Source organism: Serratia sp. JUb9 (genome assembly GCF_014298095.1).
Lineage (GTDB): Bacteria > Pseudomonadota > Gammaproteobacteria > Enterobacterales > Enterobacteriaceae > Serratia_B > Serratia_B rhizosphaerae.
Genome location: NZ_CP060416.1, coordinates 597,971 through 612,268 on the forward strand (window position 1 = coordinate 597,971; position 14,298 = coordinate 612,268).

Annotated in this window: 12 protein-coding genes and 1 riboswitch; of the genes, 8 read left to right on the plus strand and 4 right to left on the minus strand. The window is 61.3% G+C overall.

Annotation, left to right across the window (positions count from 1 at the left end; genetic code table 11):
- The first annotated feature begins 7 nt into the window (after positions 1 to 7).
- From glnE to yjeH, 3 genes are all read left to right on the plus strand, one after another.
- A complete protein-coding gene (glnE, locus tag HF675_RS02855) occupies positions 8 to 2,851 on the plus strand; it encodes a bifunctional [glutamate--ammonia ligase]-adenylyl-L-tyrosine phosphorylase/[glutamate--ammonia-ligase] adenylyltransferase (RefSeq protein WP_187044004.1) in 2,844 nt (947 codons plus the stop codon).
- A gap of 79 nt (positions 2,852 to 2,930) precedes the next feature.
- Positions 2,931 to 4,361, plus strand: a complete 1,431-nt coding sequence (gene hldE / locus HF675_RS02860) for a bifunctional D-glycero-beta-D-manno-heptose-7-phosphate kinase/D-glycero-beta-D-manno-heptose 1-phosphate adenylyltransferase HldE (protein WP_105232676.1) — start codon at positions 2,931 to 2,933, stop codon at positions 4,359 to 4,361.
- 66 nt (positions 4,362 to 4,427) lie between these two features.
- Complete coding sequence (yjeH, locus tag HF675_RS02865) at positions 4,428 to 5,678, plus strand: L-methionine/branched-chain amino acid transporter (RefSeq protein WP_187044005.1); 1,251 nt, start codon at positions 4,428 to 4,430, stop codon at positions 5,676 to 5,678.
- A 67-nt stretch (positions 5,679 to 5,745) separates the two neighbouring features.
- Here yjeH and ubiK read toward each other — a convergent pair whose 3' ends face one another.
- The gene (gene ubiK / locus HF675_RS02870; protein ID WP_105232675.1) at positions 5,746 to 6,015 is read right to left on the minus strand and encodes a ubiquinone biosynthesis accessory factor UbiK; all 270 of its coding nucleotides are present in this window, start codon (positions 6,013 to 6,015) and stop codon (positions 5,746 to 5,748) included.
- A gap of 150 nt (positions 6,016 to 6,165) precedes the next feature.
- Positions 6,166 to 6,325: riboswitch (FMN riboswitch) on the plus strand.
- Positions 6,326 to 6,433: 108 nt separating this feature from the next.
- Between ubiK and ribB the strand changes: the two genes are divergently transcribed.
- Positions 6,434 to 7,087, plus strand: a complete 654-nt coding sequence (ribB, locus tag HF675_RS02875) for a 3,4-dihydroxy-2-butanone-4-phosphate synthase (RefSeq protein ID WP_111736333.1) — start codon at positions 6,434 to 6,436, stop codon at positions 7,085 to 7,087.
- A 66-nt stretch (positions 7,088 to 7,153) separates the two neighbouring features.
- On the opposite strand, the gene zupT is transcribed toward ribB, so the two are convergent.
- Complete coding sequence (gene zupT, locus HF675_RS02880; protein WP_187044006.1) at positions 7,154 to 7,921, minus strand: zinc transporter ZupT; 768 nt, start codon at positions 7,919 to 7,921, stop codon at positions 7,154 to 7,156.
- Between the two features lie 215 nt (positions 7,922 to 8,136).
- Here zupT and ygiD point away from each other — a divergent pair, with 215 nt between their 5' ends.
- Positions 8,137 to 8,919 carry a 4,5-DOPA dioxygenase extradiol gene (ygiD, locus tag HF675_RS02885; RefSeq protein ID WP_187044684.1) on the plus strand — a complete coding sequence of 261 codons (783 nt, stop codon included), beginning with the start codon at positions 8,137 to 8,139 and terminating at the stop codon, positions 8,917 to 8,919.
- A 68-nt stretch (positions 8,920 to 8,987) separates the two neighbouring features.
- Here the strand turns inward: ygiD and HF675_RS02890 are convergent, their stop codons facing one another.
- Together HF675_RS02890 and HF675_RS02895 are read right to left on the minus strand one after the other, a co-directional pair.
- Positions 8,988 to 10,148, minus strand: a complete 1,161-nt coding sequence (locus tag HF675_RS02890) for a glutathionylspermidine synthase family protein (protein WP_111736334.1) — start codon at positions 10,146 to 10,148, stop codon at positions 8,988 to 8,990.
- Positions 10,149 to 10,151: 3 nt separating this feature from the next.
- Positions 10,152 to 10,814 carry a DUF1190 family protein gene (locus tag HF675_RS02895; protein WP_105232671.1) on the minus strand — a complete coding sequence of 221 codons (663 nt, stop codon included), beginning with the start codon at positions 10,812 to 10,814 and terminating at the stop codon, positions 10,152 to 10,154.
- A gap of 272 nt (positions 10,815 to 11,086) precedes the next feature.
- On the opposite strand from HF675_RS02895, the gene dhaK reads away from it, so the two are divergent.
- From dhaK to dhaM, 3 genes are read left to right on the plus strand one after another with little or no spacing between them, the layout of a single operon-like run.
- A complete protein-coding gene (gene dhaK, locus HF675_RS02900) occupies positions 11,087 to 12,157 on the plus strand; it encodes a dihydroxyacetone kinase subunit DhaK (RefSeq protein ID WP_187044007.1) in 1,071 nt (356 codons plus the stop codon).
- A 9-nt stretch (positions 12,158 to 12,166) separates the two neighbouring features.
- Positions 12,167 to 12,796 carry a dihydroxyacetone kinase subunit DhaL gene (gene dhaL, locus HF675_RS02905; RefSeq protein WP_187044008.1) on the plus strand — a complete coding sequence of 210 codons (630 nt, stop codon included), beginning with the start codon at positions 12,167 to 12,169 and terminating at the stop codon, positions 12,794 to 12,796.
- Between the two features lie 12 nt (positions 12,797 to 12,808).
- A complete protein-coding gene (dhaM, locus tag HF675_RS02910) occupies positions 12,809 to 14,239 on the plus strand; it encodes a dihydroxyacetone kinase phosphoryl donor subunit DhaM (RefSeq protein WP_187044009.1) in 1,431 nt (476 codons plus the stop codon).
- Positions 14,240 to 14,298 lie beyond the last annotated feature (59 nt).

The following is a 14,298-nucleotide window of genomic DNA, read 5'->3' on the forward strand; positions in this document are numbered from 1 at the left end:
ATTCAGCATGTCGCCACTTTCAGTCACATTACAGGCGCAGGCAAAGCAGGTTGTGCAGCGCTTTCAGGAAGTTAACGGTAGCGAATGGGTGTTTGACGAGCGGGAGCAACAGGCTCTGGCGTCGAGCGATTTCATCAGCGATACGCTGTTGAATCATCCGGAGTGGCTGACGACGCTGCGTCAGCAGCCGCCGGCGGCGGATGAATGCCAGCATTATGCGGCCTGGCTGCAGGACGTGCTGGACGAGGTGAACGATGAAGCGGCGCTGATGCGCGAGCTGCGTCTGTTCCGGCGGGAAACGCTGGTGCGTATTGCCTGGGCGCAGGCGCTGAATCTTTGCAGTACTGAACAGACCCTGCAGCAGCTGAGCGCGCTGGCGGAAACGCTGATCGTCAGCGCGCGCGACTGGCTGTACCAAACCTGCTGTCGTGAATGGGGCACGCCGTGCAATGCCGACGGCGTTCCGCAGCCGCTGCTGGTGCTGGGCATGGGCAAGCTGGGCGGCGGCGAGCTGAATTTCTCCTCTGATATCGACCTGATTTTCGCCTATCCGGAAAACGGCCAGACCGTGGGCGGTCGCCGCCAGCTGGATAATGCCCAGTTTTTTACCCGCCTTGGGCAGCGGCTGATCAAGGCGCTGGATCAGCACACCATCGACGGTTTTGTCTATCGGGTGGATATGCGCCTGCGCCCGTTCGGCGACAGCGGCCCGCTGGTAATGAGCTTTGCCGCGCTGGAGGATTACTATCAGGAACAGGGGCGCGACTGGGAACGCTACGCGATGGTTAAGGCGCGGCTGATGGGCGGTTTCGACGATCCTTACAGCGCGGAGCTGCGCGGTATGCTGCGGCCGTTTGTATTCCGCCGCTATATCGATTTCAGCGTGATTCAGTCACTGCGCAATATGAAAAGCATGATTGCCCGTGAGGTGCGGCGGCGCGGGTTAAAAGACAACATCAAACTGGGTGCCGGCGGCATTCGCGAAATCGAGTTTATCACCCAGGTTTTCCAGCTGATCCGCGGCGGACGCGAGCCATCGCTGCAGGGACGCGCGCTGCTGCCGACGCTGCAGGCGATAGGGGAACTGGGGCTGCTGCCGGAAGCGCAGGTCGCGGAGCTTGGCGCCGGCTATCTGTTCTTACGCCGGCTGGAAAATCTGCTGCAGGCCATCGCCGACCAGCAAACCCAGACGCTGCCGCAGGATGCGCTCGATCAGACGCGGCTGGCCTGGGGCATGGGGCTGGCCGACTGGCCGGCGCTGTTGACCCGACTGGACGCGCATATGCGGGCGGTAAGGGCGGTGTTTGACGACCTGATTGGCGATGACGGCCCGGATGCGGAGGACGATCCGCAGTGCCAGCACTTCGCCGGCCTGTGGCTGGATGCGCTGGATGAACAGGAGATCGCACCGCTGACGCCGCACCTTGGCGAAGAAGAGCGCCGCATGATGCTGCGCACCCTCGCCGATTTCCGTCAGGACGTCGATAAACGCACCATCGGCCCGCGCGGCCGCGAGGTGCTGGATCAACTGATGCCGCGCCTGTTGGCGGAAGTGTGCCCGCGCAGCGATGCGCCGACCGCGCTGGCGCGGCTGACCCAGTTGCTGCTGAGCATCGTGACCCGCACCACCTACCTCGAACTGCTGGTGGAGTATCAGGCGGCCCTGAGCCATCTGATTCGCCTGTGCGCCGCCTCGCCGATGGTGGCCAGCCAGCTGGCGCGTTATCCGCTGCTGCTGGACGAGCTGCTCGATACCAATACGCTGTATCAGCCGGTGGCGCCGGACGCCTACCGCAGCGAGCTGCGGCAGTATCTGCTGCGGGTGCCGGAAGAGGATGAAGAGCAGCGGCTGGAAGCGCTGCGCCAGTTTAAACAGGCGCAGCAGTTGCGTATCGCCGCCGGCGATATTGCCGGTGCGCTGCCGGTAATGAAAGTGAGCGATCACTTAACTTACCTGGCGGAGGCGATTATCGACGCGGTGGTGCAGCAGGCGTGGAACGATATGCTGGCGCGCTATGGCCAGCCGACGCATTTGCATGAGCGCGAAGGGCGCGGCTTTGCCGTGATCGGCTATGGCAAACTGGGCGGCTGGGAGCTGGGCTACAGTTCCGATCTCGATCTGGTGTTCCTGCTGGACTGCCCGCCGGAGGTGATGACCGACGGCGCGCGCAGCATCGACGGCCGCCAGTTTTATCTGCGGCTGGCGCAGCGGGTAATGCATCTGTTCAGCACCCGCACCTCGTCCGGCATTCTGTATGAGGTGGATGCGCGTCTGCGCCCTTCCGGCGCGGCCGGCATGCTGGTCAGCACCATCGACGCCTTCGCCGAGTACCAGCAGCATGAAGCATGGACCTGGGAGCATCAGGCGTTGGTGCGGGCGCGCATCGTGTACGGCGATACGGCGCTGCAGCAGCGTTTTGACGCCATTCGCCGCGATATTCTCTGTCAGCCGCGTGATGCTGACACCCTGCGTCAGGAAGTGCGGGAAATGCGCGAGAAGATGCGCAGCCACCTCGCCAACAAGCGGCGCGAACTGTTTGATATCAAAACCGATGAAGGTGGCATCACCGATATCGAATTTATCGCGCAATATCTGGTCTTACGCTATGCCGCGAATGAAGCGCGCCTGACCCGTTGGTCAGACAACGTGCGGATTTTCGAGCTGATGGCGAATTACGACATCATGGCCGAAGACGAGGCCGCCGCGCTGACGCAGGCCTATGTCGCGATGCGCGATGAGATCCACCATCTGGCGCTGCAGGAACACTCCGGCAAAGTCAGCAGTGAGCAGTTCACCGCTGAGCGGGAGCAGGTGCGTGCCAGTTGGCACCGCTGGCTGGGCCAGCGGTAAAATTACCTTTATGCCGGTATTAGCGAGGTCTGTGATAATATCGGCGCCATTAAATTTATGACCTGTTTGGAGTTATCGGATGAAAGTTACGCTGCCTGATTTTCGCCGCGCCGGTGTGCTGGTGGTTGGCGATGTCATGTTGGATCGCTATTGGTATGGGCCGACCAGCCGTATTTCACCGGAAGCCCCGGTGCCGGTGGTCAAGGTAGATACGATTGAAGAGCGTCCCGGCGGTGCGGCTAACGTTGCGATGAACATCGCCTCGCTCGGCGCCAATTCGCGTCTGGTGGGCCTGACCGGCATCGATGATGCGGCGCGGGCGTTGAACGCCAAACTGGATGAAGTCAACGTGCGCTGTGATTTTGTCTCGGTGCCGACGCATCCGACCATCACTAAACTGCGCATCCTGTCGCGTAACCAGCAGCTGATTCGCCTGGATTTTGAAGAAGGCTTCTCCAATGTGGACCCGCAGCCGATGCTGGAGCGCATTCAGCAGGCGCTGCCGCAGATCGGCGCGCTGGTGCTGTCCGATTACGCCAAGGGCGCGCTCAGTCAGGTGCAGGGGATGATCCAACTGGCGCGGGCGGCCAAAGTGCCGGTGCTGATCGACCCGAAAGGTACGGATTTTGAGCGTTATCGCGGCGCTACGCTGCTGACGCCGAACCTGTCCGAATTTGAAGCGGTGGTGGGCCATTGCAGCAGCGAAGAGCAACTGGTCGAGCGCGGCATGCAGCTGGTGAAGGATTTTGAGCTGTCCGCGCTGCTGGTCACCCGTTCCGAGCACGGCATGACGTTGCTGCAGCCGGGGCGTGAACCGCTGCATCTGCCGACGCAGGCACAGGAAGTGTTTGACGTCACCGGCGCCGGCGACACGGTGATCGGCGTGCTGGCGGCTGCGCTGGCCGCCGGCAATACGCTGGAAGAGTCCTGTTTCCTGGCGAACGCCGCCGCAGGCGTGGTGGTCGGCAAGCTGGGCACCTCGACCGTTGCGCCGATCGAACTGGAAAACGCCATCCGCGGCCGGGCCGACACCGGCTTTGGCGTGATGAACGAAGAACAGTTGAAAAAAGCGGTGGCGCAGGCGCGTCAGCGCGGTGAAAAAGTGGTGATGACCAACGGCATCTTCGACATTCTGCACGCCGGTCACGTCTCCTATCTGGCCAATGCGCGCAAGCTGGGGGATCGCCTGATCGTCGCGGTAAACAGCGACGCCTCCACCAAACGTCTGAAAGGGGAAGCGCGGCCGGTCAATGCGCTGGAAAATCGCATGGTGGTGCTGGGTGCGCTGGAAGCGGTCGACTGGGTGGTGCCGTTTGAAGAAGATACGCCGCAGCGGCTGATTGCCGACGTCCTGCCGGATCTGCTGGTGAAGGGCGGCGACTACAAGCCTGAAGAGATTGCCGGCAGCAAGGAAGTGTGGGCGAACGGCGGTGAGGTGAAGGTGCTGAATTTCGAAGACGGCCTGTCGACCACCAATATCATTAAAGCGATCAAAGACGGACGCGGTTAATTCGCTGCGTAAGCGCGATCTCAGGCGCGCTGCGTATGCGCGCGCCGCTGAATACGGTGGTTGTCAGTGAGTGGACTGAAGCAGGAACTGGGGCTGGTGCAGGGCGTTGGGCTGCTGTCCACCTCGTTATTGGGTACCGGCGTGTTTGCGGTGCCGGCGCTGGCGGCGCAGCTGGCGCAGGGCGACAGCCTGTGGGCCTGGCCGCTGCTGATCGCGCTGGTGTTTCCCATTGCCATCACCTTTGCGGCATTAGGGCGACACTTTCCCAGCGCCGGCGGCGCGGCTCACTTTGTCGGCATGGCGTTCGGCCCCCGTATGGGCAAGGTTACCGCCTGGCTGTTTTTGTCGGTGATCCCGGTCGGCCTGCCGGCCGCTTTACAGATTGCCGCCGGCTTCTGGCAGTCGACGCTGGGTTGGAGCGCCGGTGGCCTGCTGCTGGTCGAGATCGCCACCCTGCTGCTTATCTGGTTGCTCGGCACGCGCAGCGCCGGTTCCAGCGCCAATATTCAGACGCTGATCGCCGTGCTGGTGGTGGCGCTGGTGGCCGCTATCTGGTGGAAAGGCGACATTGAACCGGCTGAGATCCCGTGGCCGGCGCTTGAGGACGTTGCGCCAGGCAATATGTTCCGAGCGCTGGCGGTGATGTTCTGGTGTTTTGTCGGGCTGGAGGCCTTTGCCCATCTGGCGACCGAATTCCGTAACTCGGCGCGCGATTTCCCGCGCGCGCTGCTGCTTGGCATGTTGCTGGCCGGTCTGGTGTATTGGGGCGGCACCGTGGCGGTGCTGCATTTCCATGCCTATGGTGAACATCAGGCGGCTGCGGCTTCGCTGCCGGGCATTGTGGTACAGCTGTTCGGGCAGCATGCGCTGTGGGTCGCCTGTATTATCGGCTATCTGGCCTGTTTCGCCAGCGTGAATATTTACACCCAGAGTTTTGCCAGAATGGTGTGGTCGCAGGCGCAGAGCAAACCGCACAGCGCATTGGCCAGGTTGTCGTCCGCACAGACGCCGCTAAACGCCCTCACGCTGGTGGTGGGCAGCTGTCTGTTATTCACCTTGCTGATTTATATGCTGGGCCTGCCGCTGGATACGCTGCTGGTGTACGCCAACGGTATTTTTGTGCTGATCTATCTGTTGTGCATGCTGGCAGGGTGCCGGCTGTTGTCGGGCCGTTCGCGGCTGATGGCGCTGGTGGGGACGCTGCTGTGCGTGCTGCTGTTGGTGATTATTGGTTGGAAAAGCGTCTATGCGCTGGCGATGTTTGCGCTGATCTGGCTGCTGCTGCCGCGGCGGGCCAGAGTAAGCGCGAAACAATAAGGGGCTGAGCCAGGTCAGCCCGCTCGTGTTCAGGTAAGCGTGGCGGCGGATGATTGCCGCGCCGGGCTTATTCTTCTTCCTGTTTCGGCGCGCCGGCCTGCTTGCCTTCCAGATCGGCGATGCGCTGTTCCAGCAGCGCCAGCTTTTCGCGGGTGCGCAGCAGCACCTGGGTCTGCACGTCGAACTCTTCACGGTTCACCAGGTCCAGACGACCCAGTTGCGCCTGCAGAACCTGACGCACTTTTTTCTCTACGTCTTCCCCGAATTCGCGTACGCCTTTTGGCATGGATTCATGCACCTGACGTGCGATCTGTTCAATTTTTTTCGGGTCAATCATGGCGTATCCCTTTCAGAATGTAATGGCTGTTGTTTAGTGTAATGCGAGTTGCGCGCCGGATAAACCACTACCTGATCTTTACATTGCGTCACTTCACAGCGCTACTGCACATATCTTGAAAGGTGCGGGGGATAGCGTTATAGTCGTTCTGCTTATTCTCAGGGCGGGGTGAAAGTCCCCACCGGCGGTAAATCACCTGTTACGGTGAAAGCCCGCGAGCGCTCAGCCAGCCTGCAAGGCCGGTTAGAGGTCAGCAGATCCGGTGTAATTCCGGGGCCGACGGTTATAGTCCGGATGGGAGAGAGTAACGGTATCTGCCGGGCATGCGCCCGCTTGCGTTATTTTTGGCTATAGCAATAGTCACTCCTCAAGATCGCCCTGATTCTGGTAATCCATAAATTTAATGAGGTTTTTTACCATGAATCAGACGCTACTTTCAGATTTCGGCACGCCGGTAGAACGCGTTGAACGCGCGCTGGACGCACTGCGCAACGGGCGCGGTGTGATGGTGCTTGATGATGAAAATCGTGAAAACGAAGGTGATATGATCTTCGCCGCAGAAACCATGACCGTTGAGCAAATGGCGCTGACCATTCGCCACGGCAGCGGCATTGTTTGCCTGTGTCTTACCGAAGAACGCCGTCAACAGCTGGATCTGCCGATGATGGTGACCAACAACTCCAGCCAGTTCCAGACCGCGTTCACCGTAACGATTGAAGCGGCGCAGGGCGTGACCACCGGCGTTTCCGCCGCTGACCGCCTGACCACTATCCGCGCGGCGATTGCCGACAACGCCAAGCCGAGCGACCTGAACCGTCCGGGCCACGTGTTCCCGCTGCGCGCGCAGCCGGGTGGCGTATTGACCCGCCGTGGTCATACCGAAGCGACCATCGATATGGTAACGCTGGCCGGCTTCAAGCCTGCAGGCGTGCTGTGTGAACTGACCAATGATGACGGCAGCATGGCGCATGCGCCGGAAGTGATTGAGTTTGCCAAGCAGCATGAGATGGCAGTGCTGACGATTGAAGATCTAGTGGCTTACCGTCAGATGCAGGAAAAGCAGGCGAGCTGAAGCGCGCTTTAGCGTTACCGATGAAAAAAGGCTGAACTCTGTTCAGCCTTTTTTGTTGTCCGGCGGTTAACCCAGTCCGCCGCTTTGCAGCAGCGTCAGGCTAAAGCCCATTACCGCCATGCCGCACAGCACGCCATAGCTGGGGTTGTTGTAGGGGTCGATCTTTTTCGCCAGCGGCATCAGTTCGTCCACCGACAGCGCTACCATAATGCCGGCCACCGCCGCCATAATCGCGGCCATCATTACCGGCGAAATCAGCGGCCCCAGCAGCACAAAGGCCAGCAGCCCGCCGAGGATCTCCGCCAGGCCGGAAATCCCGGACCACAGCAGCGCCTTGGTTTTTGAACCGGTGGCGGCATAAACCGGCCCGGCGACCGCCAGCCCTTCGGGAATATTGTGAATGGCGACCGCCAGGGCGATGCCCATTCCCAGCTCCAGATCGGCGCTGGCGGTAACAAAGGTGGCGATGCCTTCCGGGAAGTTATGCAGGCTGATGCCCAGCGTCAGCAAAATGGCGGTGCGCTGCAGATTGTGCGGTTTGATGGGGTGCTGCATCAGATCCTGCGGATGCTGATGCGGCAGCATGCGATCGAGGGCAAAGTAGCCCAGCAGGCCCAGCATAAACATGCCGTAGCCGAGCATCGGCGACATACCCGCCGTATGCAGCGCGGCGGGCAGCATTTCCATCAGTGAAATCAGCAGCATAATGCCAGCGGCGAAGCCGAGGGCAAAGGCCAGCAGCCGGTTGGAGGGCTTCTGGCCGATAATGCCGAACAGCGCGCCCACAAAGGTAGCACCACCGGCCAGCAGAGTCAGAATCAGCGGTACCGACATCAAGCGTCCTCTTTTGTATGCTAATGATAATTATTCATATTCTGATACTAACAGAGTAAAAGCATAAATCGAGCGGATTTACCTGATTGTTGGCATTGTTTTTAGCCGTTCAAATTTCTTGAATATCATCATCACGCTTATCCCGCTGTGTCTTGAAGATAAACGGCGTAAGGTGGTCATCAGTAATGTTGATGACTCCGGAAAAGGGGGAAATGATGACGATTTCTCGTATGCCGGCGCTGTTTCTCGGCCATGGCAGCCCGATGAACGTGCTGGAAGAAAACCGCTATACCGAAACCTGGCGCCGGCTGGGGGAAAGTCTGCCTCGGCCGCAGGCGATTGTGGCCGTCTCCGCCCACTGGTATACCCGTGGCACCGCGGTGACAGCGATGGAACAGCCGAAAACCATTCATGATTTTGGCGGCTTCCCGCAGGCGCTGTTTGATACGCAGTATCCGGCACCCGGTTCACCGGAATTGGCGGCTCGTCTGCAGCAGCTGTTGGCGCCGACGCCGGTACTGGCGGATCGTGAGACGTGGGGATTGGATCACGGCAGTTGGGGCGTGTTGATCAAAATGTATCCGCAGGCGGATATTCCGGTGGTGCAACTGAGCATCGACGGCACCCAGCCGGCGCAGTACCACTATGCGCTGGGGCGCAAGCTGGCAGCGCTGCGGGAGCAGGGGGTGATGATCGTCGCCAGCGGCAACGTGGTGCATAACCTGCGTATGGCGCGCTGGCAGGGGGACGGCAGCCCGTATCCGTGGGCCGAGTCGTTTAACCAGTATGTGCGCGACAACCTGCACTATCAGGGTGAGGACCACCCGCTGGTGAATTTTATGCAGCATGAGGGCGCCGCGTTGTCGAACCCGACGCCGGAGCACTACCTGCCGTTGCTGTATGTACTGGGCGCCTGGGACGGCGAAGAGCCGATAAGCATACCGGTCGACGGCATCGAGATGGGCTCGCTCAGTATGCTGTCGGTACAGGTCGGATAAAGAAAAACGCCAGCATTAGGCTGGCGTTGGCGTGTTCAGAGCAGAGTCGCCGGTTTACGGCGTACGATTTAGCCCAAAATAATATGCGGGTAGAAGCGCGACAGGTCTTGGGTGATCAACTCGCGGTCTTCGCGCAGGCCAATGCCGCCGGCCTGATCGTTGATCAGCCAGCTGCCGATCAGCGTGTAGCTGCCCTCAAACTGCGGCAGCGGGTGGAACTGCTGCACGATCATGCCTTCTTCGCCGTAAGGGCCGTCGACGTTGGCCACTTCCTGACCGTTTTGTACGATGCGGATATTGGCCCCTTCGCGGGAGAACAGCGGCTTGACCACGTAGTGCTCCAGCGGCGGATGCTCATCTTCGGCAAAATAGGCCGGCAGCAGGTTGGGATGATTGGGGAACATTTCCCACAGCATCGGCAGCAGTGCCTTATTGGAAAGAATGCTCTTCCAGGCTGGCTCCAGCCAGCGCACGCCGGCGTCCTCCAGTTTGGTGGAGAACATCTCGCGCAGCATAAACTCCCACGGATACAGCTTGAACAGGTTGCCGATCACCTGGTTTTGCAGGTCGGTAAACTGGCCCTTTTCCCCCAGGCCGATCTCTTCCATAAACAGGAACTCGGTGGGGACGCCAGCCTCCTGCGCGCAATCCTGCAGATACTGCACCGTGCCGCGGTCTTCTTCACTGTCCTGGCAGCAGGCCATATGCAGCAGGCCGAAACCGTGGTGCGCTTTCAGCTCGGCAAAGCGTTCGATAAGCTTTTCCTGCAGGCTGTTGTACTGATCCGCCTGCGGGTCCAGTTTGCCGGCGTTGATCTGATCTTCCAGCCAGATCCATTGGAAGAACGCCGCTTCGTACAGCGAGGTCGGCGTATCGGCGTTGTTTTCCAGCAGCTTGGGCGGGTTCACGCCGTCATAGGCCAGATCGAGACGCGAATAGAGCGACGGCGCGCCGGTGCGCCAGGCGCTGCGCACAAATTCCCAGGTATGCTTCGGAATGCGGAATTTGGCCATCAGTGCATCGCTGGCGACCACTTTTTCCACCACCTGCAGGCACATCTGGTGCAGCTCTTCGGTGACGCTTTCAATTTCTTCAATCTGCGCCAGCGTAAACTGGTAGTAGGCATCCTCACGCCAGTAGGGCTCGCCGTACATGGTGTGAAAATTAAAGCCGAACTCCGCCGCCTTGGCCTGCCAGTCCGGACGCTCTTCAATGGCAATGCGTTTCATCAGTTAGCCACCCATGCTGCGGGAGGAGGTGCCGGATGCCGCGCTGCGCTGCATGCTGGTCTGTTTGGCGACGGTTTCGCCGAAGCCGCCGCGCGTAATGGTGTTGGTGACGGCCGGTTTCGGCGCCATGGCGGTTTTCGGCACCGTCATGGTGCGGCCGCCGGCGGTGGCCGGGCCGTAGCTCTTGCCGGTGGCGTCAACAAACTTACCGTTGGCCGGGCTGGCCGGGTTTTTCGAGGAGAACAGCGGCTGCTGCGCGAAGCCGGAACCACCACCCATCAGGCGGCCCATCATATAACCCGCCATCAGCGGCATCCAGAAGCTGCCGCTGCTTTGCGATTCCGCCGCCATGCCGGCCTGGGCCGGAGCCTGCGTACACTGCGCTTCGCCGAATTCGGCCACGCAGTCTTCACGGCTGGCGTACTTCGGCGCAGTTTTTTCCGCTTCTTTCAGCGCGTTGTTGTAGGCGGTGGTGCACTGTTCGCTCATGGACGGATTGGCGCGCGAGCAGTCGTCGGCATTTTGATACAGCGAGACGGTCTCATCGCTCTTTTCACAGCCGGCAAGCATAAATACGGCGCTGACGGCCAGCGCGACCGGCGCCATACGGTAGCTGCGCCAGGACTTGCGGAACGTCTCTTGGTTGATGTTTTTGGTCCGTTTCATCGTGGTAAATCCCATCTCGTGCGGGCTGTCTCGCCCTTTCCCAGTAGTGGCGTAAGAATAGGGGAAAGCTGGTCAAAATTAAAGCTGAAACGCCGGTTCAAAATGGTATTTACGCAGCTATACACAAAATTGCCGGCTTTGGCGAAGAACCGGGTGCAACGTGCAGAAATGCGCGTCGTTTGTGCCGGTTCGCTCGCGGAAAGTCCGACGCTCTTGTTCCATACTGAAAACTCGGCGGACGCCAAAAGTTGCGTCATTCGGAGGAGGGCAAGGTGAAAAAACTTATCAATCAGGTTGAATCGGTGCTGGAGGAGCAGTTGCTCGGGCTGGGCGAGGCGCATCCGGAGCTGTTGGTGCATCGCGATCCGCTGTTTGTCTGTCGCTCGGCCGGTCCGGCGGCGGGCAAAGTGGCGCTGTTATCCGGCGGAGGCAGCGGCCATGAGCCGATGCACTGCGGCTTTGTCGGCGCAGGGATGCTGGACGGCGCCTGTCCGGGGGAAATTTTTACCTCGCCGACGCCGGATAAAATGTTCGCCTGCGGGCTGGCGATCGACGGCGACGCCGGCGTGCTGCTGCTGGTCAAGAACTACACCGGCGACGTGCTGAACTTTGAGACCGCCGCCGAACTGTTGCACGACAGCGGCGTGGCGGTGGCGACGGTGCTGGTGGATGACGATGTGGCGGTAAAAGACAGCCTGTTCACCGCCGGACGCCGCGGCGTCGCCAATACCGTGCTGTTGGAAAAATTGCTCGGCGCGGCGGCGGCGCGCGGCGATTCGCTGGATGATCTGGTGACGCTGGGCCACCGTCTGAACAACCAGGGGCACTCCATCGGTATCGCGCTCGGTGCCTGCACCGTGCCGGCTGCCGGCAAACCGTCGTTTACGCTGGCGGATAACGAGATGGAGTTCGGCGTCGGCATTCACGGCGAGCCGGGCATTGCGCGGCGGCCTTTCAGCGGCCTCAATCAGGCGGTGGATGCGATGTTTCATACTTTGCTGGAGCACGGCCACTACCAGCGAACGATCCGCGTCTGGGATCGGGTGCAGGGCGAGTGGCGGGAAGAGCTGCAGACCAAGCGACCGCTGGCGCGCGGCGACCGGGTGATTGCGCTGGTGAATAACCTGGGGGCGACGCCGCTGTCGGAGCTGTACGGCGTCTACCATCGTCTGGCCGAGCGCTGTGCGGAAACCGGGCTGATTGTGGAGCGGAGTCTGGTCGGCGCCTACTGTACCTCGCTGGATATGCAGGGCGTCTCCATCACCCTGCTGAAGGTGGATGACGAGGCGCTGTCACTGTGGGATGCGCCGGTCAATACGCCGGCGCTGCGTTGGGGTTGCTAAGGAGGAAGCATGGCGTTGACGAAACAACAGTTGGTCGACTGGCTGATGCGCTGCGGCGAGGTATTTCGTCGCGAGCGTGATTTTTTGACCGAGTTGGATACGGCGATCGGCGATGCCGATCACGGCCTGAACATGAACCGCGGTTTCGACCAGGTGGCGGCCAAGCTGCCGTCGGTGGCGGAGCTGGACATCGGCGCGATATTGAAAAGCAGCGGCATGACGCTGCTGTCCAGCGTCGGCGGCGCCAGCGGCCCGCTGTTCGGCACCTTCTTTATCCGCGCGGCGCAGGTGACGGCCGGTAAACAGAGTCTGGATCTGGCTGAACTGCAGCAGATGGTGCAGGCCGGTGCGGAGGGCGTGGCGGCACGCGGCAAGGCGCAGCCGGGAGATAAAACCATGTGCGACGTCTGGCAGCCGGTGGCGGACAGCCTGAGCCAGTCGCTGGCACAGGCGCCGGATATCAGGGCGGCGCTGCGGCAGGCCGCCGAACGGGCGCAGCAGGCGGCGGAAAGCACCATCGCCATGCAGGCGCGCAAGGGACGGGCCAGCTATCTGGGTGAGCGCAGTATCGGCCATCAGGATCCCGGTGCGACTTCGGTGATGCTGATGATCCAGGCGCTGTCTGCGGCGGCGGGCTAAGCGGGAGGCGAAATGATCAATATCGTAGTGGTTTCGCACAGCGCACTGCTGGCGCAGGGCGTTGAGGCGCTGGCGCGTCAGATGATGCGCAGCGACGGTTGTCGGCTGGTGCTGGCGGCGGGCGTTGATGATGAGCAGAACCCGATCGGCACCGATGCGATGAAGGTGATGGCGGCGATTGAATCGGTGGCCGACGGTGACGGCATCGTGGTGCTGATGGATCTGGGCAGCGCGTTGCTGAGCGCTGAAACCGCGCTGGAGTTGCTGGAACCTGCACTGGCGGCCAAAGTGACGCTCTGCGCCGCGCCGCTGGTGGAAGGTACGCTGGCGGCGGTGGTGGCTGCCAATTCCGGCGCTGCACTGGAACAGGTGCTGGCCGAGGCGCGGGGGGCGCTGCAGGCCAAACGGGCGCAGTTGGGGGAGGCGACGGCGGCGCTGAAAACGGTCGATTTGCCGCTGGAGCAGGGCAAAAGCGCCAGCTGGCGGGTGCAGAATGTCCATGGACTGCATGCGCGTCCGGCGGCGCGCCTGGCGGAAACGCTGGCGCATTTTGATGCCGAGCTGGTGCTGGAGAAGAGCGGTCAGTGTATCAACCCGCGCAGTCTGAATCAGCTGGCGCTGCTGCAGGTGGGGCATGGCGACACCATCCGGCTGATCGCCAGCGGCAGGCAGGCCGACGAGGCGCTGGCGGCGTTTAATGCGTTGGCGCAGCAGCACTTCGGGGAAGCGGTTTCTGGTGAACAGCCGCTGTCGTTGCACGGGGTGCCGGTGGCGGAGAGCGTCAGCAGCGGGCCGATTCTGCAATGGCGTAGCGTCTGGCCGACGCTGCCGGCGCGGCATACCGGCGTCGATGATATTTTGCATGAGCAGCAGCGGCTGCGTCAGGCGCTGCAGCAGACGCTCGGCGATTTTAACCGGCTGGCGGAGCGCACCGCGACGCTGATCGGCAAACCCCAGGCGGGAATCTTCGGCGCGCATAGCATGTTGCTGGACGATCCGGACTTACAGCAGTCGGCGTATACGCGCATCGCCCAGCAGTGTTGCAGCGCCGAGCAGGCGTGGCGGCAGGAGATGGAGGCCGTTGCGGCCGATTATCGCGCGCTGGATGACGACTACCTGCGGGCGCGCGAGCTGGACGTGCGCGACATTCTGCGGCGCACCCTCAGTTATCTGCAACAGCAGCCGGTCCCGCCGATTACCCTGTCGGAGCCGGTGATTTTAGTGATGGATGAGCTGATGCCGTCGGAGGTGGTGATGCTGGACCGGCGCATGGTGCTGGGCATCTGTCTGAGCGGCGGCAATGCGCTGTCGCACAGCGCTATTCTGGCCAAGGCGATGGGCATACCAATGGTGGTCGGCATGAGCGATTGTCTGGAAAAGACCCGCAGCGGCCAGACGGCGATGCTGGATGCGGCGCGCGGCGTATTGCAGCTGAGCCATTAGCGCATAAAAAAGGGCGCGGCAGAGGCCGCGCCCGGAGTGCATATTTTACTGCCGCACCT

Coding starts and splice junctions, on each gene's coding strand:
- glnE (WP_187044004.1), top strand. CDS start 8: ATGTCGCCACTTTCAGTCACATTACAGGCGCAGGCAAAGCAGGTTGTG.
- hldE (WP_105232676.1), top strand. CDS start 2,931: ATGAAAGTTACGCTGCCTGATTTTCGCCGCGCCGGTGTGCTGGTGGTT.
- ubiK (WP_105232675.1), bottom strand. CDS start 6,015: ATGATTGACCCGAAAAAAATTGAACAGATCGCACGTCAGGTGCATGAA.
- ribB (WP_111736333.1), top strand. CDS start 6,434: ATGAATCAGACGCTACTTTCAGATTTCGGCACGCCGGTAGAACGCGTT.
- zupT (WP_187044006.1), bottom strand. CDS start 7,921: ATGTCGGTACCGCTGATTCTGACTCTGCTGGCCGGTGGTGCTACCTTT.
- ygiD (WP_187044684.1), top strand. CDS start 8,137: ATGACGATTTCTCGTATGCCGGCGCTGTTTCTCGGCCATGGCAGCCCG.
- HF675_RS02890 (WP_111736334.1), bottom strand. CDS start 10,148: ATGAAACGCATTGCCATTGAAGAGCGTCCGGACTGGCAGGCCAAGGCG.
- HF675_RS02895 (WP_105232671.1), bottom strand. CDS start 10,814: ATGAAACGGACCAAAAACATCAACCAAGAGACGTTCCGCAAGTCCTGG.
- dhaL (WP_187044008.1), top strand. CDS start 12,167: ATGGCGTTGACGAAACAACAGTTGGTCGACTGGCTGATGCGCTGCGGC.
- dhaM (WP_187044009.1), top strand. CDS start 12,809: ATGATCAATATCGTAGTGGTTTCGCACAGCGCACTGCTGGCGCAGGGC.